Genomic DNA, 23,936 nt, shown 5'->3' with positions numbered 1-23,936 from the left:
AGGCGCCGTTACGACTCCCATACCGCGACGGCCGTCCGGTCGTCGGCGTAACCCTTCACCCTCAGCTGGGTGTCGGCGAGAAACGCGGCCAGGCCCGGGGGCTCGTCGCCCGCCCAGCGCTCGGCAAGCTCCTTGGCGAGCGAGGGCTCGCCGCGCAGCGGATCGGCCAGGCCCCTGCTGCACAGCAGCAGCGTGTCGCCCGGGCGGGCCACGGAGGCGCGGAAGCGGAACGGTTCGGGGGGCGGCGGGGGCGGTGCCTCGATGTACGGGGACGGGGGCGTCGTGATCGCCAGGTCCATGGTGAGCCGGTCGCCCTCGGGGGTCTGCTCTGGGGTCTGCTCTGCGGTTTCGCCCGGGGTTTCGCCGGGGGCTTCGGGTGGCGCTGACCCGAAGCCGACGACCGGGGCGCCAGTGACCGCCTCGGGCGCGGGGACACGCGGGTCGATGTCCTGCCAGGCGCCGTCACGGAGCCGGAAGAGCCCGCCGCCGCCGACGCCGAAGAACACGCGCGTACGGCACTTGGGGTCGGCGGAGAGCAGCAGACACCGCAGGCTCACGGTGTACTCCCCCGGCTCCAGGCCGAGTTCGGCGGCGCGGGCGCGCAGCTTGCCGAAGCTGCGGTCGGCGAGCCGGTGCAGCCCGGACTTGAGGTCGCCGCGGCGGCCGGCTCTTATGTCCTCGGCGAGCCGGGCGTGGCTGCGGCCCACGGCCCCGCCGATCCAGCGACAGGCCTCGGCGGCGGCCTGCTGGGCACCTTCCGCCGCGCGGGCGCCGCTGGCCACGGCGACCAGGACGAGTCCGGTCTCGCCGCTGCCGAAGCGGGCGGTGAGCAGGAAGTCGCGGCGCGGCTCGCCGCGGTAGCGCGCGGAGTCGCCGCGGGTGGAGGCGGCGCGCAGGGTGTACGTGCCGTAGCGGGCGCCGTCGAGCACGGTGTCGGCGACGAGGTCGTCCAACTCCTGCGGGTGGGCCGGTGGGAGGGTGATGGGCTCGGCTTCGTAGGTGGGCGGCCGGTCTCCGACGTAACCGAGGGCGGGCCGGGCGGCGGTCGGCCGGACCGGGTGTGCGGCCTCCGGAGCGGCGCCCTGCGGTACGGCGTCCGGGGCCGCGGTGACGGCCTGGTCCGGCTGTTCGGGGGCGGCGGGCGGCGGTTCCCACGCCGCCCGGTGCCGTCCCCGCAGCGCGGGCACGATCGCCGGGTGCGTCTCCCACCAGGCACGGGGACGCCCCTGACCGAGGTCACCCGGACGGCCGGCCACGTCGGCCCGGCCCTCCGGGGCTTGCGCGACGCGCTGCCCCGGCAGCTCGCCGCCGCCCTCCGCGGCTACCGCATCCGCCGCGGAGTCGAAACGGTCGTCCAGTGTGTCGCCCGCACCCGCCGTGGAACTCGTGTCCGCTGCGGATACCGCGGTGTCGTCGTACAGCCGGTTCCACCATTCGTCCTCGGTGGCGGGCCTCTCCCCCTGCTGGCTCATGCCCTTATTGTCCACCTCACCGGCCGTACGAAAACGGGGCGTCCCCAAAAGAAATATCCGTCAGGTGGTCCGCGGTCCGCATGGGAGTTGGCATCGAGCCGGGTGACGGAGCCGCCGCCGGTGTCCGTCATTTCGGCCTTAAGAGTGACCCGTTGGCAGCGGGACGCGCCGTACAGGGATGATGTGCGGACCGTCCGGAGATGGACCGGAGAGGGATGGGATCAGGTGCTGGGATCGATAGGTCTCGACGAGAGGCAGGAGTCGGCGTACCGCGCGCTCGTCGCACTCGGCGCGGCGGAGGTCGCCGATCTCGCACACCGGCTCGCCCTGCCGGAGACCGATACGGAATGCGCGCTGCGGCGGCTGGAGCAGCAGGGACTCGCCGCGCGGTCGTCGGCCGGCGCCGGTCGCTGGGTGGCGGCCCCGCCCGGGATCGCGCTGGGCGCGCTGCTGACCCGGCAGCGCCGCGACCTGGAGCAGGCGGAACTGGCGGCGGAGCTGCTCGCCAAGGAGTACCGCGCCGAAGCCAACGAGCCCGCCGTGCACGATCTGGTCGAGGTGGTGACGGGCGCGCAGGCCGTCGCGCGCCGCTGCGCGCAGTTGCGGCTGGGGGCGACCACGGAACTCTGCGCCCTGGTCACGGGCGATCCGGCCGAGGAGGCGGCGGCGGCCCGAGGGGTGACGTACCGCGTGGTCCTTGAGCGGGAGGTACTCTCGGCGCCCGCCGGGATCACCGAGCTGACCGCCGCGCTCGGCCGGGACGAGCAGATGCGGGTGGTGGACCGGGTGCCGACCAGGCTGATCGTCGCGGACCGCGCGCTGGCGATGGTGCCCATGGCGCGGCTGACGGAGCGCGGGCGCGGAGGCGAGCCCGCGGTGCTCATCGTCCATGCGAGCGGGCTGCTGGACTCGTTGATGGGCCTGTTCGAGGCGGTGTGGCGGGAGGCGCTGCCACTGCGGCTCGGTGGGGACAGTGCGGGAAACTCGGTGCTGGAGGGTACGGCCCCCGGGCCCGACGCCACGGATCTGGAGATCCTTTCGCTGCTGCTCGCCGGGATGACGGACGCGAGCGTGGCCAAACAGCTGGAGCTGGGGCTGCGGACCGTACAGCGCCGGGTGAAGGGGCTGATGGAGCTGACCGGGGTGACGACCCGGCTGCAGCTCGGGTGGCAGGCGCACGCGAAGGGCTGGGTGGCGCGCGACCTGCGGACCTGATCCGGGTCCTGCACCCTGGGCAGATGAGCACGTGGCAGCTCCTGCTGGTGGGCCTGGTGATGCTGCTGGGTCTGTTCGGGGTGCTCGTCCCCGGCGTGCCGGGGCGGTGGCTGGTGTGGGCGGCGATGCTCTGGTGGTCGCTGCATGTGCGGACGGGTCTGGCGTGGGTGCTGCTGGTGGCCTCGACGGTGGTGTTCCTGGTCGATCAGGTGCTGGTGTGGCTGCTGCCGCCGCGCCGGATCCGCGGGGTGGGGGTCACGCGCCGCATGGCCCTGTGCGCGGGCGCGGGGGCGCTGGTCGGCTTCTTCGTGGTGCCGGTGGTCGGCGCGGTAGTCGGATTCCTCGGGGGGATCTACGGCACCGAGCGGCGCCGCCTGGGTGGGCACGGCCCGGCGGCGGCGTCGACGAGAGCGGTGATGCGGTCGGTGGGGACGAGTGTGCTGGTCGAGATGTTCGCGTGTCTGCTGGTCCTGGGGGCGTGGCTGGGCGCGTTGACCTGGGGCTGACTCCGCGCACCACTCATCAGCGAGGCGGGTGCGCCCTGCGTCGTACGCCACGGCATCGCGGGGTCTCCCGGCCTGAGGTCCTAGGACCCCCGCCTAGGACTCGCCCGGGTCTCATAGCCGATGTGGGAGACGACGTACGCGTGTGAGGCTGCGTCCATGACCGAATTCAGCGCGGCCGAGCGCGCGTACCTCAAGTCCCAGCGCCTGGGGCGGCTGGCGACCGTCGACCCGGCGGGCCAGCCGCAGGCGAACCCGGTCGGTTTCTTCCCGCAGGACGACGGGACGATCCTGGTCGGCGGCTACGCCCTCGGCACGACGAAGAAGTGGCGCAATCTGCGGGCGAACCCGAAGGTGGCGCTGGTCGTCGACGACATCGTCAGCGTCCAGCCGTGGCAGGTGCGCGGGGTGGACATCAGGGGGGAGGCGGAACTTCTGACAGGACCGCACGATCTGGGCCCGCACTTCAGCGAAGAGGTGATCCGGATCCATCCGCGGAAGATCCACAGCTGGGGCCTGGAGTAGGCGCGCCGGCGTGCGCGGGGGCGGACCCGGTGCCCCGCAAGGTCACCGGATCCGCCCCCGCATACGGTGCCCGTCAGCGCACCTTGCCGCGCTTCGCCTGCAGCGCGGCTCGGCCCTCCGCGCCCTTCTGCTTCCAGTCGCGCCGGATCTCGGCCCGCATCCTGGCATCCGTCTTGGCGACGATGCGCTGGTTCTCCCGCAGCAGTTTGCGGTAGCTCTCCAGCCGCCGCTCCGGCAGCGAACCGTCTTCGATCGCGCCGAGCACCGCGCAGCCCGGCTCCGCGTCGTGCGCGCAGTCGTGGAAGCGGCACTCCTTCGCCAGTGCCTCGATCTCCGAGAAGACCTGGCCCACCCCGGCCTCCGCGTCCCAGAGCCCGACGCCGCGCAGCCCGGGAGTGTCGATCAGTACGCCCCCGCCGGGCAGCGCGAGGAGGTTACGGGTCGTGGTGGTGTGCCGCCCCTTGCCGTCGGCGTCACGGGTGGCCTGCACCTCCATCACATCGTGGCCGAGCAGGGCGTTGGCGAGGGTCGACTTGCCCGCACCGGACACGCCGAGCAGCACGCTCGTACCGCCGGAGACGATGGCGGCGAGCACGTCGACACCGTCACCGCCGGTCGAACTGACGGGCAGCACCTGCACTCCGGGCGCGGTCGTCTCCACGTCCTGGACGAGGTAGGACAGCCCAGTGACATCGGGGACGAGGTCCGCCTTGGTGAGCACGACGAGCGGCTGCGCGCCGCTCTCCCAGGAGAGTGCCGACTTACGCAGCAGTGCTTCACCGCTGGAGCTGGACATCGCAAGCGCGAGGAACCGCTCGATCCGCCCGAGGTCGAGTTCGACCGCGAGGGGCACACAGATGACGATGTGATCGATGTTAGTGGCCAGCACCTGGCCCTCGGAACGCTTGGACGAGGTCGACCGCACGAAGGCGGTGCGGCGAGGCAGCAGTGTCCGCACATATCGCGGATCGCTGCCTTCAGGGTCGACGGCGACCCAGTCCCCCGTGCACACGACCTTCATCGGGTCGCGAGGAACGACGAACTCGGTGTCCGCACGGATGACGCCATCCGGGGTGACGACGTCGCACTGGCCGCGGTCGACGCGCACGACACGACCGGGCACAAGGCCCTGCTCGGCGTACGGGACGAACTCAGCCGCCCAGTCCGCATCCCAGCCATAGGAAGCGAGAGGGTGCGAGTCCGACGATGACGGACCCAGGAGAGAAGAGAAAGACAAGGGGTGACCCTTCACAAGGGTGGCCCCGGCACACGCGCAAAGGCGTGGGAGAAGAAAGAGGTCAGCCGGAGACCACGGAGGTGGGATGGATGAACTTCCGGATGCGGGCAGCGCCCATCTCAACGACAGCCATCGGTCACACCTCCTGGTCCTGCTCAGCCGACAACAGCGGCCAACCGGCCGCCAAGGGAACAACAGAGACCCTAGCTTCAGACTCCAGCAGGCCGCCAACTCTTTTTCGTGCTGAGGAGCGCAGCGGTTCTAGCCACGCAGCGTGACCGTGAAGCTCTGTCCATACGCGTGGTGGGTGTCGAAGTCCAGCCGGGTTCCGCCGTGGACCGACCGCACGCGTACCTTGTCGTCCGAGGTGACCTCGCGCAGCGACCGGCCGCGGATCAGGACACTGACCGTGTCCCGGCGCATGGTCGGGTCGGACACGGCGACGGTGGTCAGCCCGCGGCGTTCGCGCCGCACGATCACCGAGGCAGGCCCCTCGACGCGCATCCCGCCGGCCTCGTGGCGGCCGGGCGTGAAGCTGTTGGCAGCCGTCAGGCCGAGGCCGGTGTGGGTGAGGGCCTGCAGGCGGCAGGTGTTCGCCAGGACCTTCAGCGGTCCGTGCAGGTAGGTACGCAGGCCGGCCTCGCCCGCGTTCGGCACCAACACGTAGGCCATGCGGATGGGTTCGGCTCCGGGGGCCTGGTCGACCGTCACACCGAGGACAGTGCGGGTCACGGCGGTGTCCGGGTTCGAGGTGCGGACGGCCCTGCGGCTGCGGGTGACCTTGTCCAGGGCGACCCTCACCTGCGGGGTGTCGAGGAAGACATAGCCGACGGCGGTCCGCTGCGTGGCATTGGCGTAGCGCAGCCAGTGCAGGTCACCGATGCCGGCGCCGGTCCAGGGGCGGCCGTCGCGGAGCATCCCGGTGACGGAGACCTGATCGTCCGGTGCGGCGGTACGGGCGTCGAGCGTCGTGGTCACGGCCCGCCCGGCGCTGTCGCCGACGCCCGCGGCGAGCACCACGATCTCCTCGTCGAGGAGGAACCACGACTTCGTCGCCGTCGCATTGCGGTGGACCACGAAGTCGTCCGGCAGCAGGCCCTGGTCACGATGGGCGACGTCGCTGGACTGCATCATGCCGGCCGCGCCGTACGACCCTAGGACGGCGCCGCCGGAGTGCTGGTTGGTGGAGCGCGGGAAGTAGACGTACGTGTTCTGCGACTCGGACGACGAGGTGAAGTTCAGCGGGTGGCCGGGGTTGTCGTAGTACGGCTTGCCGTACAGCTCGGGGATCGTGTGCCGCTGCTCGACCGGCGCGGTGACACCGGCAAGGCCGTACGGCGAGACAGTGGTGAAGTAGTCGACGCCGTACGCCTGGGTCTGGTCCTGTCCGGAGAGGTAGAGGTAGTACGCCCCCTCCCCCTGGAACCACGGCATGAGGTTCTCGCCGTTCATGTACTCGTACTTGCTGATCCGGTCGGAGCTGCGTGCGAGCGCGAAGGCGTATCCCGGTCTGCGGTGCACGTTCTTGTCCATGGCGTTGAAGGCGACGCTGCGCGAGGCGGCGTTGAGGTCCGCGGGCGGGACGGTGGCGTCGCCGATGATGTCGGCGTAGCGCGCGATGCTGACAGGGGAGACGAAGCGGACCGGGTCGAGGGTGCTGCGCGAGGTCGAGTGGATGTGCTTGACGTAGCTCTTCAGGGCGGTGGCGTCGGCGCCGCTCGCGAGCGAGGCGAGGTCGGCGACGGCCTCGACGACGACTGCGACATCGGTGTAACCGGTGTCCGTCCGCGAAACCGCCCTCCCCTTGACGATCTCCATCATCCAGCCCTCGAAGATCAGCGGCGCGAAGCCGTTCTTCACCCAGCCCTGCACGGTCGGCACCAGTGCCTCGCCGTGCGCGAAGCCCGTACCGTCGAGGATCTTGAGGGTCTGGACAACACGGACCAGCAGGCCCTTGCCGTAAGAGCCGGTGTAGGCGACGGAGCCGTGCTGGATGAAGGAGCCGTCGGCGTAATGGCCGTCCGTGACCGCGTGGTTGAGGTGGTACGGGTCGATGGTGGCGAATACCGTCAGCTGGTCGGTGAGGGCCTTGCGGATGCGCGTGTCGTCGCCGAGGAGCGCGCCCTGCAGGATCCGGTTGGTGGTGATGTCGGCGAGATTGGCGCCGGTGTGGAAGCGGGAGTCGAGGTTCACGTCCCCGTCGATGCCGTTGCGGAGGTAGGCGTCCATCGAGGCGACATAGGTGCGTACGAGGTCCGGGCGGTAGGCCCGCACCTGGTCACAGAGGAACGCCAGGGTCTTGCTGACGTACTGGGAGATACCGATCTCCCAGTGGAACCAGTTGCCGTAGTAGCCCTTGGACTGGTCTCCGTAGTAGCGCTCGTGCAGCCAGGTGAGACCGTCGATCACCCGGCGCTGCACCGCCGTGTTCTGGTACAGATCCGAGGGAGCGCCGCCCGGTACGCGGGTGGCGAGGGCCACTTCGTACAGCCGGCGGAAGGCGGTGTTGAGGTTTGCCTCGTCGGTGCCGAGCACCAGACCGGCGAACAGCTCGCCCGCGCCCGCGGCGTCCATCGCCTTCAGATTCGTCCGCGCGGCCCTGTCGACGGCGGCGAGCTTGGCGGCCGTCTCCGGCCGGGCGTTGGCCTCGGCGGTCCCGGCGAAGACCGCCACGGTATTGACCAGGAGACGTGCGCTGCCCGCGGCAACCTCAGCGGCGCTCACCGGCTGCGAAGGAATCACCGTCAGAAGGCCGGCGGCCGACAGGGCGGACAGCAGGCGTCTGCGGGTGATCTCCATGGCGTCCTCCACCGGCGAGTTGGGGTTCTGGCGGGCGGAGTCAAGCAGACGCCCCGCTCAGCAACAAGGGCGCTTGGCACCAGCCCCGGCGGCCAGGCACCGGCTGGCGGCGACCGCAACAACAACATGCCGAAGGCTCCGCTCAGGACCAGCTCGGCCGGAGTGCACGAGACCACGGCATCAGGTCACTCCCGCCGCGGTGGAACGTCGCTGACAGGGACCTCAGGACCGCGACCTCGTGGGTGGCCACAGCCCGCATGCCCTCGCCCACTGGCAGTAGCGGGCAAGCGGAGCAGATGGCTGAACCGATCAGCTGGTCCCGGACGCGGTCGGGACAGCAGGCGACAGACAACCGCATTCGGCGCCTGGAGCGAGACGCTCCAGGCTTGCCCCGAAGAATGGCCTGTGCCGCGCGCCCTGCATTTTTTCGCCCAGTACCGCAGCTACCATGTCCCGCCGACTTATGCGGCAGCGCATCACCACTGCAGCTGGGCATCGCGAGGGCGAGGAACCGCTCGATCCGCCCGAGGTCGAGTTCGACTGCGAGCAGCGACGGACGCACACCTGCCGACCTCAACGACCGGCTTCCGGTAACTCACGTCTATGCCAGACAGCGTGGCGAACTCCACCAACTCATACTGCAGCACACACAAGGCCGGAGTATCAGCTGCATTCAGGGCACCAACCAACGTGGGCAGTTCCTCAGCAAAATCCCACGAGGTCGAGGTAAGAGAAAACGCCCCCAGCTCCGGGAGATCGGCCAGTCGGAACCTGAGCCTGGCTTCCGGCGTTGGCCCACGACCTGCTTTGGCTGCGGCTTTGCGGTCAGCCAGGCCCGCCGGGCAGCCGCAGACAGACCCGCGCGCTGCCGCCGGCTCCAGGAACCGAGTGCCGTCGCAGACGTGGAAGGCTTCGCCGGTGCCTCGCATCAGCATGCGAAGCGAAATCGACGCCTCACCATCCAGCAGGACAGGAACGCGATCGCGCCTGGTCAGCACCTCAATACTGTGCCCGCCGTTTGTCTCCCACAGGTGTGGTATGCCACCGTATGAACTGGCCAGAGTATCGGCCACCGCATGGTCTCCCGTTGTGATTCGCCACGTAGACAATGCCGTTGGGCTTCCACCTCGCTGCCGTGCCATATGGAAGTAACCCACGGGATCGGCCGCGTATACGCGCGGCAGATCCGCCCCATCGTTGTCGAGCTTCTGATGCCGACTGGGGCTGTGGTGCGGGCGGGGAGCCATGGTCTTCCTCCGGCGGGGCGATGTTCAGAGGCTCCGAGGATCCGAAATAATCGCCGCTTGGCCTGACCGAAATTCACGTGTAAAGAGATGCCAGCCCGCACGTCATCAGGTCCGCGCAAGGTCTGATCAGTTTCACCAGCGCGGCAACGGCGACGGGTAACCCAATTTCGCACCTACGCATTACGAGCCCGGCGGAGATCGTGACGCCCGGTGCCGCCGCGTGTTGCCCAGTCCTGTTTTCCCTGGTCAGAACACCTGCGGTGGGTTATCCTGTCCGGCCTCGTCCGCCTCGCACAGAGGCGCCCGCGCTCCCCCCGGCGGTCGCCGCCGGCTGACGGTGATGCTCGCGACGGTGGCGAGGCCGTCGCCGGGCCGGCCCCCTGCTGCGCGACCGGACTGGGTTGCGGAGACGCTCGTCACATCTGGATCTTCGGCCCTATCGGTGTATTGCAGCCGCTGTAAGGATGCCGAAGATCGCAGCTCGCCAGAGATATCGTACCGACGAAGGGCACCGTGGTGATGAAGAATCCCGCGCTGGGGACGATCGTGGCGCTCCGTGGAATCCGAGATGCGATGCCTGAGTGTTGGCAGAAGGCACTGGGGCCGGTGGTCAGAGTCCCCGTTCGGTCACTGATCGCCGAGAACACGCTGCGCGCATCGGGAGAGTCCGCTGAGCACATCAGGGTACTGGCCGCCGCGTCGGCGGAGCCCCCTCCGATTGTTGTGCATCGGGCCACCATGCGTGTCGTCGACGGCCTGCACCGGTTACGTGCCGCCGAACTCTGCAAGCGGGAGTCCATTGCAGCACGTATGTTCGACGGCGAAGAGGCCGATGCGCTGGTTTTCGCGGTGCAGGCGAATCTCACGACTACGCTGCCGCTCTCATCGGCCGACCGGAAAGCCGCCGCGGAGCGCATTGTCGGATTATATCCGCAATGGTCGGACGGGTTGGTCGCCTCAATTACCAATCTGTCCCCCAAAACGGTTCGCGGGGTGCGTCGCGGGCGCCCGGCCGAATCCACGCCTTCCACTGAGGGAAGAGTGGGCCGGGATGGGCGGGTGCGGCCTGTCAACGCGGCAGAGAAGAGAAGAGAAGCCTCCGATCTATTCCGGAAAAATCCTGAGATGCCCCTACGGCAGGTCGCGAAGGCGGTCGGAATCTCGCCGGAGACGGCACGGTCGGTGCGGAACCGGCTGCTTCGTGGCGAGGAGCCGGACGGGCGTGAGCGGGACCGCTCGACCTGGACCGCCGAGCGCGCCCGCGAAGCGGACCGGCAGGACGACCCACCAGTGGTGGTGCTCAAGGGCCCCGTCCACGCCGCACCGCAACGTGCTGCGGCGATTCGGCAACTCATGGCGGATCCGGCGCTTCGCTACAGCGAGAACGGGCGCTTTATGCTGCGTTTACTGAAGGCCCATGCAATGAGCGACGAGGAGTGGACGGCCGTCATCAAAGGCCTTCCGGTCCACGCCCGGCAAGCCCTCTCGAGTGTGTCCCTGGAGTACGCCAAGGGGTGGGTGAAGATCGCCAGGAAACTGGCTCGAAACGCTCCCCTTTCGGTACAGCAGTAGGACCTGCCATGAGCGCGGGGCAGATCGATTGATTGGCAACGAAAAGGGCACACGGACAACCGGAGCAGCCGATGAAGTTGTCGGCAGCAGCGGAATCGCGGTTCCGGATCCTTGCCGATGAACGGCCTGCCCCCGCAAGGAGGACGCGCTGGCGCAGGAGGTCCAAGCTGGGGCGCCGAGTTGGCGCGGACATGCACAGCGGGTGGCCGATCGGACGAGGTCGTCCGGCACCGGCCGGCCGCCTGCGCCGACCGCGGCGAGCGGCTCGGCGCGGACGCGGTGGCGGAGAGTCTCCACTGGGGCCAGGTCTTCGACCTGGCCGAGGCCTCTGTTGCTCGAAGTCCGGATGAAGACCGGCGGCGGCCGGCGCGCCCCGGGCCGACGCCGGCCGCCGGCTCCACGCGCGCTCTTCCCCGTCCACCGCCCGCAAACCCGGACGAAACCACTCGCCACATTCCACTGGATCTTCACTGGAACCCTTGACTCCTACCGTCCCCCGGGTAATCGATGGACCTGAGCAGTCACATGTGTCCAACACAGGAAATTCCTCGGTTGGACACTCTGGGGACCCGTTATGGTGGCGAAGATCGATGGCCGGTGAATTCCCGGCCTTTTCATCCGTCGCCCTTGCGAGGTACTGCCGTGATCGAATCCGCCGCGAAAGAGCCGACATTCGAAGACGACGCAGATCTTCGGCGCAGAAATCGCGCCGTCGTCGAGGACTATATGAGCAGGAAGGGCGAAGGACGCCTGACCCGCTACCTCCTCTTCGTTGAGGAAGGAAGTGGCGGTCTGCACACCGCCGACACCGAGGAACCCATCGTCTCGCGCGGGCAGGACAAACTGAAGGCGCACGGCGAGTGGTCACTCAAGTGCTTCCCCGACTGGGTCTGGTACAACGTCCAGATTTTCGAGACCCAGGATCCCAACAGGTTCTGGGTCGAGTGCGACGGCGAGGGAAAGATTCTCTTCCCGGGGTATCCGCCGGGGCACTACAAGAACCACTTCATCCACTCGTTCCTGCTCAGAGACGGCAAGATCGTCGAGAATCGCGAGTTCATGAACCCGTACAACCAGCTCCGCGCTCTCGGCATAGAGGTGCCGCCCATCAAACGGGCTGGAATTCCCACCTGAGTACAGGGAACCGACCGACAGATCCGGCAGATACCGCCACACAGTCTGGATAATTCAAGGTGAAATCTGATCTGAAGGTAGCGCGGGAAGTGGTCGAGCTCGTCACCGGTGGGTGGCGGGCACAGGCCATCTATGCCGCCACGAAATTCGGCTTGCCCGACCACATCGAGGCCGGCCTGACCACCGACGCCGAACTGGCCGAGGCGACCGGGGCGGACGAGCAGGGCGTTCGCCGCCTGATGCGCCTGCTGGTGGCGATGGGCGTGTTCGAGGAGGGCACGCACACGGGTTACCGCAACACCCCGGTGAGCAAGGCACTGCTCGACCGGCCCGGGACGATGCGCGACATGTGCCTGCTCTACGGCGAGGAGTTCTACGCCGCCTGGGGTCACGCCACCGAGTGTTTCCGCACGTTGACGGCCGGATTCGAACTGGCCTACGGCGAGCCGCTCTATCCTTACCTCGACAGCCACCCGGGCCTGGCCGACCGGTTCCAGCGGACCATGAAGGCAGGCAACCTGTTCTTCGACTACGTGCCGGAGGTCTTCGACTTCACGGGCGGCAAGACGGTGGTGGACTGCGGTGGCGGCAACGGCCATCTGCTCTCGGTGATCCTCGAGGCCGCCCCGGACGCCCGCGGCCGGCTCATCGATCGCGAACAGGTGATACCGATCGCCCGTGAGTACCTGGCGGGGACGGTCGGTCTGGACCGGGTCGAGCTCTTCGGCGGGGACATGTTCAAGGCCGTACCTGAGGGTGGCGACGTCTACATCTTCTGCCGGGTGCTGGCGGGCTGGTCCGACGATGATGCCGTCGCGGCGTTTGAGCACTGCCGTCGCGGCATGACCAGTCCCTCCTCCCGGCTGCTGGTCCTGGACCGCATGGTGGTGGACGGCGACTCCACCGTGCTGCCTGCGCTGTGGGACCTGCACCTGCTGATGACGACCGGTGGCGGACACCGTTCCATCGACCGGTTCCGATCTCTGCTGGACCGGGCCGGCCTGGATGTCGAACGGATCGCCGAGCTCCCGATGGAGACCACCGCGCTGATCGCCGCACCGCGTTCCTAAGTCCCGTCGTCACGCATGCGTTGTCATCGGAATCGTGCCCCACAATTCCGGACTTTCGGGTACCAGTTCCGTTCCACAGCCGTTGTTTCCCCCAGCGTCTGGAGAGTTCCGCGTCATGGGACACCAATTCGAGGAAACTCAGGAAGCCGAAGCGCTGCAGCGGCCTGAGTGGAGCGACCCGTCGCAGGTCCAGCGAATCCGAGAGGTCCTCGGTCAGCGAACCACCCATCTGGACCAGCCGCGAAGCGCTGCTTCTGGACCATGAGACGCCGGTGATCCGGGAGCGCGGCGACGGCGCGGCAACGGCTCGCCCCCACCCACTGGTCCTGGTTCGGAAAACGGATCCGCCAGGCAAACGGCGGTCACGTCAGCCTGCTCGGGCAGTGTCGTGAATCCGGTCGCTTGCGAGGCCGGTCCCGCATGGGCTGTGACGAGATCGCCATCTGTGCGATGAGGGTGAGCCGCTCCGGGAACCCGGTCGGCTCACCCTCATCGCACAGATGGGTGCCGACACCGTCGCGGAACGGCTGCCCTCACTGGTCCAGGCCGTCCGTTTCGCGGGCCATCGCGTGATCTGGCTGTGCGACGACCCCACTCACGCCAACACCATCACCGCTCCATACGGTATGAAGTCCTGTTGGCGGAAACCTGGCCCGGAAGTCCGCCGCTTCCGGGAGGTGGTCGCCGCGGCCGGCGGACCGCACCCCGGACGACCCGGACCACCCGGACCACCCGGACGACGTGGCCGAGTGTGTCGCCGACACGTCGGCACTCGGATCCGTCGCCGACCGGTACACCACGCTGCGCAATCCCGCCTCAACTCCAAGCAGGCTCTCTCCCCAACAAGGGCCTGCTCCGAAGGGCACAGAGCATTCGCCGCCGCATTCCCCCCTCACCGCTCGGAAGAAGTCGACCAATGACCGGCATACCTCCCATACGCCCGTACCCCCTGCCCACCGCCCGGAGCCTTCCCCAGAACGTCGCACAGTGGACCGCCGACCCCGAACGTGCGGTACTTCTCCTCCACGACATGCAGCACTACTTTCTCAGAAGCCTTCCCCACCCGCTGCGCGCCGAACTCGTCCATAATTCGGCAGCCCTCCGCAAACGCTGCGCCGCCATCGGGGTGCCGGTGGCCTACACGGCACAGCCCGGCGGGATGTCCGATCAGGAACGCGGCCTGCTCAAGGACTTCTGGGGACCGGGCATGCGCACCGATCCGGCAGACCGTGCGGTGGTGCCCGAACTCGCGCCCGCCGACGACGACTGGCTCCTGACCAAGTGGCGATACAGTGCGTTCTTCCGCTCGGACCTGCTGGCGCGTATGCGGGCAGCCGGCCGTGACCAGCTCGTCCTGTGCGGCGTCTACGCACACGTCGGCGTACTGGCGACCGCGCTGGAGGCGTTCACCAACGACATCCAGCCGTTTCTGGTTGCCGATGCGATCGGCGACTTCTCCGCGGCCCACCACAAGCTGACCCTGGACTACGCGGCGCGGCTCTGCGCGACGGTCGTGCTCGCCGAAGAGGTGTTCCCGGCATGAACGCGCTGGCCGCCGAAGCCAACGGCAAGCTGCTCGACCGCATTCTGGCCATGGAACCGGCCGCGTTCGCACTGCTTCACCGGCCCGAGGGGCATGCCGCACCGGACACCGTCGACGTCCTGGTGGGAGACGTGTCCCAGTGCGCGTCGCTGGCGGACATCCCGCTCGGCACCGGGGGCACGGACGCACCTGTTCCCCGGCACGAAGTCCTTGCCCTTGTGCCCTACCGGCAGCTCGCCGAGCGCGGGTTCGCCGCGCCCGACGACAAAGAACCGGTCCTCGCCATGGCCGTCACCGCTCAGCAGACGGTGCCGGTCCCCGAACTCCTCGCCAGAGTGCCGCAGACGCCGATTCGGCTGACCAACTGTCACTTCGACGTGGAGGACGACGAGTACGCCGAAATCGTGCGCAGGATCATCACAGACGAGATAGGCACCGGCGAGGGCGCCAACTTCGTCATCAAGCGCTCCTTCCTGGCCGACATCAGCGACTACTCACCGCGCCATGCCCTGTCCTTCTTCCGTGCGCTGCTGACACGGGAACAGGGCGCGTACTGGACCTTCGTCATCCACATCGGTCAGCGCACCTTCGTGGGCGCCACCCCGGAGCGCCATATCTCGCTCAGCGGCGGGACGGCCGTGATGAACCCGATCAGCGGCACCTACCGCTATCCGCCCGCCGGACCCACGCTGCAGGGCATCACGGAGTTCCTCGCGGACCGCAAGGAGACCGACGAGCTTTACATGGTGCTCGACGAGGAACTCAAGATGATGGCGCAGATCAGCGAGGACGGGGGCCGCGTCACGGGGCCTCACCTGCGGGAGATGTCGCGGCTGGCCCACACCGAGTACTTCATCGAGGGCCGGACCAGCCTCGACGTACGCGACATCCTCCGTGAGACGATGTTCGCCCCCACCGTCACCGGCAGCCCGCTGGAGAGCGCTGCTCGTGTGATCAGCCGGTACGAACCGCGAGGGCGGGGCTATTACAGCGGGATCGCCGCGCTGATCGGCAGGGACGCCGACGGTGCGCGCACCCTTGACTCCGCCATCCTCATCCGCACCGCCGACATCGATATCGGCGGTCGGGTACGGATTGGCGTCGGCGCCACACTCGTGCGCCACTCCGATCCGTCCTCGGAGGTCGCGGAGACCCACGCCAAGGTCGCCGGGCTACTTGCCGCTCTGGACGCCGACGGCAGGACCCGTTTCGGAGGACATCCCGACGTCCTGTCCGCGTTGCGGCGCCGCAACGCCGCCCTCGGGGATTTCTGGCTGCGGGATCACACCTCGCGCCGGGCGGCGGAGTCGGCGGGGCTGGCGGGGCTGAAGACCCTGGTGATCGACGCCGAGGACTCCTTCACCGCAATGCTGGGCCTGCAGCTCAGCACGCTGGGACTGGAAGTGCTGATCCGGCGCTTCGACGACGCCCCCCTCGACGGGGAGTACGACCTGGTGGTGATGGGCCCCGGCCCTGGCGATCCGCGCTCGGACAACGACCCGAAGATCCTCCGCCTGCGGTCGGTGGCCGACAGTCTTCTGGCCGAACGCCGTCCCTTCGTCGCCGTATGCCTGAGCCATCAGGTGCTCGGTATGCGGCTGGGCCTGGACCTCCTGCGCCGCGAGTTCCCCAACCAGGGCGTGCAGCGGGAGATCGAACTGTTCGGCGCCCGCGAGCGGGTGGGCTTCTACAACACCTTCGTGGCCCGCAGTACCAAGAACCGGCACCACATCGAGGGGGTCGGCCCGGTGGACGTGAGCCGCGACCCGCGGACCTGTGAGGTGCACGCCCTGCGCGGTCCCCACTTCGCCTCAATGCAGTTCCACGCCGAATCGGTGCTCACCCTCGACGGACCGCGCATCGTGGCCGAGACCATCCGGAAGGTGCTCGGCCATGAGAATTGACATCGCATGGTGGGACCTGGACCGGTCCGCCGCGACCATCGACTCCCTGCGGGAGCATCTGCGCGACGGTACCGCCGAGCGGTGGGCAGGCGTCCACGGGCTGCGGCTGAAATTCTGGACGGCGGACCGCGAACGCAACCGCTGGGGCGCAGTGATGCTGTGGGAGACCGACCGACCCGCCGTTCTTCCGCCGAACCGGGCGGCCGAACTGATCGGGTTTCCCCCCACCCATCGTTCGAGTTTCGAGATCGAAGCCGTGGTCGAGGGCGTGCACGCGATGGCCGCACTGCACGGACTCGGCCCCGTGTTCACGTCCTAGGACGGCAACCGCACCTGCCGTCCGGGTGTTGTCGGGCCTCTCGCGGCGATCGGCGCGGGTCGAGACGTCTGGACAACGGGTGTCGACCAGAGAAATCCCGACGATTCATCACTTCCCGTGGCGCTCGGTCATTCCAGGAGATCCCATGCACGAGTACGTAGTCGTGGACGCTTTCGCCCGTAATCCGCTCGAAGGCAACCCCGTGGCCGTTTTCTTCGATGCCGCCGACCTCACCACCGACCTGATGCAGCGCATCGCCAAGGAGATGAACCTGTCCGAGGTCACCTTCGTGCTCCCCGCCGAACAGGGCGGTGACGCTCGGATCCGGATCTTCACACCGGTCAACGAGTTGCCGTTCGCCGGTCATCCGATGCTCGGGACGGCCGTGGCGCTCGACCAAACCCTGAAGAGGCATCACTTACGGCTGGAGACCGCCATGGGCGTCATCCCGTTCGAGGTCTACGACGACGATGGCACCACGGCGGTCCGGATGCGACAGCCGGTGCCGACCTGGGAACCCTACGAACACACCGCGGAGCTCCTGACAGCGTTGGGCGTCGAGTCGTCCACCGTACCGGTGGAGATCTACCACAATGGCCCCCGCCACGTGTTCGTGGGAATGCCGAGTGTAGCCGCGCTGTCCGCTCTCGACCCGGACCACCGCGCCCTGGCCCGGTTCCCCGACATGGCCGCCAACTGCTTCGCCGGCGGCGACACGCGGTGGCGCATCCGGATGTTCTCCCCGGCCTACGGCGTGGTCGAGGACGCGGCCACGGGCTCCGCGGCCGGACCGCTCGCCATCCACCTGGCCCGGCACGGCCTCGCCGCATACGGGCAGGAACTGGAGATTTTCCAGGGGATCGACATGGGCCGCCCCTCGCGCATGCTCGCCACGGCCGAGGGATCGGTCGAGCGCGTCGACGAGGTCCAGGTCGGCGGCCACGGCGTCGTCGTCGCCCGCGGCACCATCTACGTATGAGTGAGGTTCACATGGGCACCAGCAAGCTCGAAAGCCTCAGTGGCGAGGTCGGTCTCGACTTCCCCGAGTACGAGGCACCACCACCGCAGCCCATGGGGCTCGTCCGGCAGTGGATCGAACAGGCCACCGCGCGCGGCGTCCGGGAGCCGCTGGCACTGGCGCTTGCCACGGCGGACGTTCACGGCCGCGCCTCCAACCGGATCGTCGCCGTCGTCGACACAACCGACCTCGGGCTGGTGTTCGCCAGCCACAGCACCAGCCAGAAGGGCCGCGAACTGTCCGCCACAGGCTGGGCGTCAGGCGTGTTCTACTGGCGGGAGACGGGCCAGCAACTCGTCCTCTCCGGTCCCGTGGCGCAGCTCACCGACGCCGAATCGGACGCCCTGTGGTTCGGTCGCCCCATCCCCTTGCACGCCATGTCGGCAGCCTCCCGGCAGAGCGAGCCGCTGGCGGACGTGGGGGCCTTGCGTGCCGAGGCCAGTCGGATGGAGGCCACCGGTACCGCCCTGCCCCGCCCGGCCCGCTTCGTGGGATACCGGCTGGAGCCGATGGCCGTCGAGTTCTGGTGCGCGGACTCGGACAGGTTGCACCGCAGGCTGCGCTACGACCGTCAGGATGGCGGGTGGCGTACGAGCCGACTGCAACCCTAGGCGTGGATGGGGAGTCGGCTCCGGCGTGTCGCACTGGCGGGTGGGCCGGATACCGGTCCGGGCCACGAGAAGTGACTGCGGGTCGCGGAGGACCTGGCAGACGCTCGGTCCGATGCCGTCTCCTGTGAGGTTCGGATTTCCCGATCGCCTGGTGCGACCGCGTCAATCCAGGCCGCTCCAAAAGGAAGTGGCGTTCACGTATCGGATCGGCCACTCCTTCAAGCCACCTGAGGCAAGCACCCATGAGCCACATCGGACCCTTCCGGCCAACCAATAACTTACGGAGCCGCTCGTGATCCCCGAAACGGAAACACCGTCCTCCTCGCCGGACTCTTCCGACCACTTCCGGAACTACGTCGAGTCGATACTCGACGTGCTCGACCGTGATGCCGGTCGCGACATCCTCACCGGCCCGGACGGCCGGAAGACGACTGCCGGCGAGTTCCGTGACAGCGTGCACAGGATGGCGGCCGAACTCTCCGACCGGGGGATAGGCCGCGGTAGCACCGTGTCACTGCTGTCGGGGAACATGCCCGAGGCGCTCAGCGCACGTTATGCGGTGAACCTGCTCGGCGCCCGCGTGGCGTTCCTGCACGAGGTCATCCACACGCAGATCGCCCCTGACGTGGTGGCCCACCTCGTGCAGAGCATCGACACCGCGATACTGCTCGTCGACCCGGCCCTGCAGAGCGTGGCCGCGGACCTCCTGACCCGGCCGGGACTCCCCCCGATGCTCTTCCTCGGACCGAGTCCGCTGGGAGAGGACCTGCTGGCGTGCTCCGCGCGCCACACCGGTCGACGGCCGGCGAACGCCGCCCGTCCGGGGGACGACTGGTGTCTCCGTATGACCGGCGGAAGCACCGGCATCCCCAAGAGCGTGTGTGTCCCCTTCGAAAGGCACCTGAAGGTCCTGACCGATCGCGCTGCCCGGCTGCGCGCCCGGCCGCCTCATCCCGGCGATACGGACGCCACACCCCGCTTTCTGGCCTGCGCCTCCATCGCCCACTCCGCGGGAAGCACGGCCGACGCCACCCTGCTGGCGGGAGGCCGGGTGGTTCTGCAACGTGGGTTCGCCCCCGGGGAGGTGTTCGCCGCGATCGAAAGGGAACGGATCACCGATGTGTGGTTGCTGTCGCCCATGCTGGGTCAGCTGCTCAAACACCCTGACGCCGGCACGACTGACGTGAGCAGCCTGCACCGGGTCAGCTACGGCGGGCATCTGCTGTCTCCGGACCGGCTGCGCCGCGCGGCCGAGGTGCTGGGCCCTGTTCTCCACGGCTGGTACGGGCAGACGGAAGTCGGTCTCATCTCCGAGGTCCTCCCGCACGAGCACACGCTGATCGGCCGTATGGGGCAGATCACCGCGGGCCGCGCGATCCCCGGCGTGGAGATCACAGTGTGCGACGCGACGGGCGAGCGGCTCCCCGCCGGGAAGGTGGGGGAGATCAGGGTGCGATCCCCGCAGGTCATGAGCGGCTACTGGAAGCAGCCCGAGATCAGCAGCGAGCTCCTGTGCGACGGCTGGCTGCGCACCGGAGACGCCGGCTATCTGGACGAGGCCGGCTATCTGTACATCTGCGGCCGGTACAAGGAGGTGATCAAACTCGCGGGAAGCCATCAGGTGTTCCCCGCGGAACTGGAAAGCCTCCTGGTCACACATCCGGCTGTCGAGCAGTGCATGGTTTTCGGTGTGCGCCGCCCGGACGACGCCGAGGAGATACACGCCGTGATCGTCCCAGCGCCCGGTCACACCGTGGACCACGACCAGATCCGGGACTTCGTGACAGCACACAAGGGGAACATATACGCGCCGGGCATGCTGCACCTGCTCACCGACCTGCCGCTGAACGCCGTCGGAAAACCCGACAAGAAGCAGGTGCAGACCATGCTCGGCCTGGCCGGTGCGAGCGTCACCGTCTACTGAATCCGCGCCGGCGGACATTCCGGCCACTCGGTGTCCGGCCGTTGGCGCGCGGGGAAACCTTGGCGAAATCCCTCTCGCCAAGGCCGGTCGGCGTGAGTGCCGCCGGGGTCCGGTGCGGGTGAGGTCGGACAGGAGTGCGGGCAGGAGTGCAGGCAGGAGGCGTTCCTCCATGACCGTGCTGCCCGAGTGGGCCATGGCAGGGGCCAGTTCGGGTCCCAGGGACCGGCGGCGGGCGGCCCCGCGAGCGGGTGCCCTCACCCCGCCGGCTACGGATGCCGCGCCTGTGAAGCATCAGGACAATGCATCCTGTCTGATACCCAATGATGCCGCTCGGACAGCCGCCCGGCGGGAGCGCCGGGTGCTCAACTCGGGGGTGTCGAGGAATAGTTCCACGGTGCGCCGGGGCGGGGCATAGCCGATGGTATGTTGCTGGAGGAAGCCTCGCAGCCGCAGCCGCAGCCGCACCTTGGATGTCAGCCGTCCGGCTGTTTGGTGCGGAGTGAGCGTTCCATGAACTCGACTACTTCACGCGGCACCTTCTTCCCATCGCGGACGGCGTAGAGGCGAACGTCCTGCACCGTGTCACCTACGCCCACGGCGAGCTTCTGGTCGATGCCAACCACCCGGTATACCCCGAGTTTTGGCATCTCGGTCGCGGCTGGGCTGCGCCCCCCGATGTCATTGCACGGCTCCTGCCGTGCAGAGCCGAGCTGGTCCCCAGTCTTGAAGGAGAGGCCGTCGCGGGCACCCAAGTAGGTTCGGCCATCAAATTTGACCATCCTTGGGCAGCTTCCCCCTGCTTCGTCGGACTCAGCGCCGGAGCATCCTGCCGTAAGGGCGAGTGATGCCAGCACCACCGCGCCGGTGAACGTCCGCCGACGGAACGCGGGCTGCGGGATTCCACTCACACGCACCATCCCTTTCACTCGGGTTAAGGGCCGTTGCCACAGCCACGCGTTCCAGCCGGGTTGTATCGGTCACCCGACCGGCCCGCCGGTCAACGTCAAAGATGAGAAGTCAAGCAGTGGGCCGGACTGCGCGATGGATCAGTACAACACTCGAAGGCCGAGAACGTCGCCTCTGCCGAGGGTTCGTGGCTGTGCCGCGCCGGCGTAGCCATCGCCCGCAAGGGGATCGAGCCCTCGCAACGACTCGGCCGCCACCGCTGGACCGTCGAACGCACCATGGCCTGGCTCGCCGGCTGCCGACGTCGAGCGGGCCGTCGACGAGGCGAATGGCGTTGCTCCGATGACGCACCGAATCGTCAAGAGGCTTGAGCGAAAAAATCGGCTCCGAATGGAGCGCTTGCAGCAAGTGTTCGAGCTGCTTCGACGCCGCGGCCTGGACTGCTACCCCAAGCAACCCATTTGGCCCGACGAGTGGGGGACCTTCACGGTCTATCGCCGTGAGCTGGTAAGCGTCGATCTTGCGGTAGTGGCGGCCGACGCTGAGCTGACAACCGCTATGGAATGGGTCATGAAGGGGCTCCGGCACCCGTACTGGCACGCGGATGCGCCCCACTCATGGGTGATGTGCGTCGAGCTTCGGAAGCTCGCCGCGGCTAAGGCAGCGCGGCAGGAAGTGAGCCCGTAGGCATCTGCACGTGGCGGTGTAGCCGAGGCATTGTCAAATCCTGTGGATTGACTGGACAGCCCGATGACGGGTCGGTCAAGCGAGCGGCTTGCGGTAACGGACGTACTCGTTCTGCCGCCGGAACCCCACGCTCTCGTAAAGGTCGTAGGACCGGTGCGGGTTTGCCGTGCCCGTGAACAGCCGGGCGGTCGTTGCACCCTGCTCGCGAAGGCTTCGCAGCCCGTCCAGCAGCAGGGCCCGGCCGACTCCGAGGCGTCGCTGGTCCGTTCGGACACTCAGCTCTTCGACCTCGCCCACGGTGTGGTCGTGACGGCGGATGGAGCAGAGGGCGACGCCGACCATGTCCTGCCCGTTCCAGGCAGCCCTCCAGCATGCCGGGTCGGCGGTGTCGACGAAGTCCTGGAAGGGCCATTTCTGAGTGAAACCGGTGTCCGCATACGAATCGACGACCGTCCTCCAGGCTGCACCATAGTGGCTGGTGTGGATCGGGCCCGTCCGTATCCCGGCCGGCAGTTCGCCGGCCGACTCGGGCAACTGCTGCAGATCGCCCAGCTCCAGCTCGACCAGACTGAAGACACGTCGATAGCCGGCTGCGAGTAGAAGCGCCGTGGCGTCCTGCTCGGAGGCCACGGCGTTCGCGCCGATCACTGCCGTCCGCGCCGTTCCATGTTCTTCGACGAGTTGACGGATGCGCTCTTCGGCCCAGCTCAGCATGGCTGAGCCGATGCCCTGGTGGCGATGCTCGGGCAACAGGTAGCCGCGGTGCAGGTAGAGCCACGTATCGTCCCGCTCTTGCCACCACCGGATCGTCGAGTAGCCGACGACGCCTCCGCCGTGCACTACCAGGATCTGGTTCTTGGACGGCTCCTCCAGCTCGGCAGAGGCTTCGGCGATCTCGGCCGCCGTCGGGAGCCCTTCCACAACCGAATGGGCGTCGACCCGGTCCCGTTCGGCACACCCCAACCGCACCGCGGCCATGGCGCCGTGGTCTCCGTCGCCGCGATACGGCCGGAACCCGAAGCCGACCGGGAGGTCCTGTCCTGGCTTGCCACCCAACATGACCGAATGGTCTCGAACTTCGAGGCAGGTCCGCCACCCCATTCATGCCGCGGTCGTCTGCTGCCGTTCAACAAGCCGGCCGCGTTCGAAGCGGGCTCCGGCGCGGACAAGGGCGACGAGGTGGGGTGCGTTCACGGCCCGCCACCGCTGCTGCGCGGACTCGACGAGCTTGAAGACCATGGCCAGGGCAGCGGTGCGGGAGCCGGCGCCTCGGGTGACCTTGGTCCGCAGGCGGACGGTGGCGAACGTGGACTCGATCGGATTCGTGGTCCGCAGATGGATCCAGTGCTCGGCTGGGAGGTCGAAGAACGCCAGCAGTTCCTCTTGATCGTCAGTGATCTTCTTGACGGCCTTGGGGAACTTCGCGCTGTAGAGCTGGGCAAATGTCTTGATCGCGGCCTCGGCGTGGTCGCGGTCCTCGGCGTTGTAGATGTCCTGGACCGCCTTCTTCGCCCCCGGCTGCGCGGACTTCGGCATGGAGTCGAGGACATTGGCCGTCTTGTGAACCCAGCACCTTTGCTCGCGGGTGTCGGGGAACACCTCGGCCAGCGCCTTCCAAAAGCCCAGGGCACCGTCCCCGACCGCCAGGACCGGGGCGCGCATGCCCCGGCGGGCGCAGTCGCGCAGCAGGTCCGCCCAGGACTCGCCCGATTCGCGGTAGCCGTCCTTGAGCGCGACCAGCTCCTTGGAGCCATCCGCGCGCACGCCGATGAGTACGAGCACACATGCCTTGGCTTCCTCCAGGCGGACATTGAGGTGGATGCCATCGGCCCACACGTACACGTACACGTAGTCGACCTCGGACAGGTCGCGGTCCATGAAGGCGGCGTGGTCGGCCTGCCACTGCTGGGTCAGGCGGGTGACCGTGGCCGGCGAGAGCCCGGCCGAGCTGCCGAGGAACTGTTCGAGTGCGGGCACGAAGTCGCCGGAGGACAGGCCGTGCAGGTAGAGCAGGGGCAGTACCTCGCTGATCTTCGGGGACTTACGGCACCACGGCGGCAGGATCGCGGAGGAGAACCGGTTGCGCTCGCCGGTTGCGGCGTCGATGCGCTTGTCGTTCACCCGCGGGGCCTTCACCTCGACCGCCCCGGCCGCGGTGGTGACCTTCCGGGGCTGGTGGTAGCCGTTGCGCACGCGTCCTTGCCATGCACAGCGCGCGTGCGACACCTATACATGCGGCCTCGGTTGCCG

At 68.3% G+C, this 23,936-nt stretch carries 19 protein-coding genes and 2 pseudogenes; 14 read left to right on the top strand and 7 right to left on the bottom strand.

What is annotated here, in order from left to right:
- Nucleotides 1-8: 8 nt before the first annotated feature.
- Nucleotides 9-1,472 carry a protein phosphatase 2C domain-containing protein gene (locus ACIHCQ_RS23255; protein ID WP_399665408.1) on the bottom strand — a complete coding sequence of 488 codons (1,464 nt, stop codon included), beginning with the start codon at nucleotides 1,470-1,472 and terminating at the stop codon, nucleotides 9-11.
- 225 nt (nucleotides 1,473-1,697) lie between these two features.
- Between ACIHCQ_RS23255 and ACIHCQ_RS23250 the strand changes: the two genes are divergently transcribed.
- The 3 genes from ACIHCQ_RS23250 to ACIHCQ_RS23240 all read left to right on the top strand — a co-directional run bounded on the left by ACIHCQ_RS23250 (nucleotide 1,698) and on the right by ACIHCQ_RS23240 (nucleotide 3,715).
- Nucleotides 1,698-2,687, top strand: coding sequence for a helix-turn-helix domain-containing protein (locus ACIHCQ_RS23250; RefSeq protein ID WP_399665406.1), 990 nt, complete (start codon nucleotides 1,698-1,700; stop codon nucleotides 2,685-2,687).
- A gap of 23 nt (nucleotides 2,688-2,710) precedes the next feature.
- Nucleotides 2,711-3,193 carry a DUF456 domain-containing protein gene (locus tag ACIHCQ_RS23245; RefSeq protein WP_399665404.1) on the top strand — a complete coding sequence of 161 codons (483 nt, stop codon included), beginning with the start codon at nucleotides 2,711-2,713 and terminating at the stop codon, nucleotides 3,191-3,193.
- A 156-nt stretch (nucleotides 3,194-3,349) separates the two neighbouring features.
- A complete protein-coding gene (locus ACIHCQ_RS23240; protein ID WP_399665402.1) occupies nucleotides 3,350-3,715 on the top strand; it encodes a PPOX class F420-dependent oxidoreductase in 366 nt (121 codons plus the stop codon).
- Nucleotides 3,716-3,788: 73 nt separating this feature from the next.
- Here ACIHCQ_RS23240 and rsgA read toward each other — a convergent pair whose 3' ends face one another.
- The 3 genes from rsgA to ACIHCQ_RS23225 all read right to left on the bottom strand — a co-directional run bounded on the left by rsgA (nucleotide 3,789) and on the right by ACIHCQ_RS23225 (nucleotide 8,893).
- On the bottom strand, nucleotides 3,789-4,952 hold the full coding sequence (gene rsgA / locus ACIHCQ_RS23235; RefSeq protein ID WP_399665400.1) for a ribosome small subunit-dependent GTPase A: 1,164 nt from the start codon (nucleotides 4,950-4,952) through the stop codon (nucleotides 3,789-3,791).
- Nucleotides 4,953-5,213: 261 nt separating this feature from the next.
- The gene (locus tag ACIHCQ_RS23230) at nucleotides 5,214-7,751 is read right to left on the bottom strand and encodes a polysaccharide lyase family 8 super-sandwich domain-containing protein (RefSeq protein ID WP_399665398.1); all 2,538 of its coding nucleotides are present in this window, start codon (nucleotides 7,749-7,751) and stop codon (nucleotides 5,214-5,216) included.
- A gap of 476 nt (nucleotides 7,752-8,227) precedes the next feature.
- Nucleotides 8,228-8,893: a hypothetical protein gene (locus tag ACIHCQ_RS23225; protein WP_399665715.1), complete on the bottom strand. Its 666-nt coding sequence runs from the start codon at nucleotides 8,891-8,893 to the stop codon at nucleotides 8,228-8,230.
- Between the two features lie 618 nt (nucleotides 8,894-9,511).
- On the opposite strand from ACIHCQ_RS23225, the gene ACIHCQ_RS23220 reads away from it, so the two are divergent.
- From ACIHCQ_RS23220 to ACIHCQ_RS23175, 10 genes are all read left to right on the top strand, one after another.
- Nucleotides 9,512-10,570, top strand: coding sequence for a streptomycin biosynthesis protein (locus ACIHCQ_RS23220; RefSeq protein WP_399665396.1), 1,059 nt, complete (start codon nucleotides 9,512-9,514; stop codon nucleotides 10,568-10,570).
- Between the two features lie 642 nt (nucleotides 10,571-11,212).
- Nucleotides 11,213-11,704, top strand: a complete 492-nt coding sequence (locus tag ACIHCQ_RS23215) for a PhzA/PhzB family protein (protein ID WP_399665393.1) — start codon at nucleotides 11,213-11,215, stop codon at nucleotides 11,702-11,704.
- A 59-nt stretch (nucleotides 11,705-11,763) separates the two neighbouring features.
- Nucleotides 11,764-12,774: a methyltransferase gene (locus ACIHCQ_RS23210; RefSeq protein WP_399665390.1), complete on the top strand. Its 1,011-nt coding sequence runs from the start codon at nucleotides 11,764-11,766 to the stop codon at nucleotides 12,772-12,774.
- A gap of 443 nt (nucleotides 12,775-13,217) precedes the next feature.
- Entirely contained in the window at nucleotides 13,218-13,694 is a 477-nt protein-coding gene (locus ACIHCQ_RS23205; RefSeq protein ID WP_399665712.1) for a 3-deoxy-7-phosphoheptulonate synthase, read from the top strand.
- Nucleotides 13,691-14,317 carry an isochorismatase family protein gene (locus ACIHCQ_RS23200; protein WP_399665387.1) on the top strand — a complete coding sequence of 209 codons (627 nt, stop codon included), beginning with the start codon at nucleotides 13,691-13,693 and terminating at the stop codon, nucleotides 14,315-14,317. The genes ACIHCQ_RS23205 and ACIHCQ_RS23200 overlap by 4 nt, the downstream gene beginning before the upstream one ends.
- Nucleotides 14,314-16,221, top strand: a complete 1,908-nt coding sequence (locus tag ACIHCQ_RS23195) for an anthranilate synthase family protein (RefSeq protein ID WP_399665385.1) — start codon at nucleotides 14,314-14,316, stop codon at nucleotides 16,219-16,221. The genes ACIHCQ_RS23200 and ACIHCQ_RS23195 overlap by 4 nt, the downstream gene beginning before the upstream one ends.
- Nucleotides 16,211-16,540 (top strand): hypothetical protein, encoded by a 330-nt coding sequence (locus ACIHCQ_RS23190; RefSeq protein WP_399665382.1) that lies wholly within the window; start codon nucleotides 16,211-16,213, stop codon nucleotides 16,538-16,540. Before ACIHCQ_RS23195 ends, ACIHCQ_RS23190 begins: the two co-directional genes overlap by 11 nt.
- 145 nt (nucleotides 16,541-16,685) lie before the next feature.
- Nucleotides 16,686-17,519: a PhzF family phenazine biosynthesis protein gene (locus ACIHCQ_RS23185; protein WP_399665379.1), complete on the top strand. Its 834-nt coding sequence runs from the start codon at nucleotides 16,686-16,688 to the stop codon at nucleotides 17,517-17,519.
- Nucleotides 17,516-18,169: a phenazine biosynthesis FMN-dependent oxidase PhzG gene (phzG, locus tag ACIHCQ_RS23180; protein WP_399665376.1), complete on the top strand. Its 654-nt coding sequence runs from the start codon at nucleotides 17,516-17,518 to the stop codon at nucleotides 18,167-18,169. The genes ACIHCQ_RS23185 and phzG overlap by 4 nt, the downstream gene beginning before the upstream one ends.
- Before the next feature lie 292 nt (nucleotides 18,170-18,461).
- A complete protein-coding gene (locus tag ACIHCQ_RS23175) occupies nucleotides 18,462-20,093 on the top strand; it encodes an AMP-binding protein (protein WP_399665373.1) in 1,632 nt (543 codons plus the stop codon).
- A gap of 473 nt (nucleotides 20,094-20,566) precedes the next feature.
- On the opposite strand, the gene ACIHCQ_RS23170 is transcribed toward ACIHCQ_RS23175, so the two are convergent.
- A complete protein-coding gene (locus ACIHCQ_RS23170) occupies nucleotides 20,567-21,010 on the bottom strand; it encodes a DUF6281 family protein (protein WP_399665370.1) in 444 nt (147 codons plus the stop codon).
- Between the two features lie 201 nt (nucleotides 21,011-21,211).
- Between ACIHCQ_RS23170 and ACIHCQ_RS23165 the strand changes: the two are divergent.
- Nucleotides 21,212-21,310 (top strand): annotated as a pseudogene (locus ACIHCQ_RS23165) (IS5/IS1182 family transposase); the annotation flags it as partial.
- Nucleotides 21,311-21,761: 451 nt separating this feature from the next.
- Here the strand turns inward: ACIHCQ_RS23165 and ACIHCQ_RS23160 are convergent.
- Both ACIHCQ_RS23160 and ACIHCQ_RS23155 read right to left on the bottom strand, forming a co-directional pair.
- Nucleotides 21,762-22,745 (bottom strand): GNAT family N-acetyltransferase, encoded by a 984-nt coding sequence (locus ACIHCQ_RS23160; protein WP_399665709.1) that lies wholly within the window; start codon nucleotides 22,743-22,745, stop codon nucleotides 21,762-21,764.
- Nucleotides 22,746-22,787: 42 nt separating this feature from the next.
- A pseudogene (locus ACIHCQ_RS23155) lies at nucleotides 22,788-23,879 on the bottom strand (IS256 family transposase); the annotation flags it as partial.
- Nucleotides 23,880-23,936: the final 57 nt, after the last annotated feature.

It is taken from the genome of Streptomyces sp. NPDC052236 (assembly GCF_044548015.1).
GTDB lineage: Bacteria > Actinomycetota > Actinomycetes > Streptomycetales > Streptomycetaceae > Streptomyces.
Note: the sequence above shows the minus strand (reverse complement) of the source record. Positions and strands in the feature narration are given on the sequence as shown.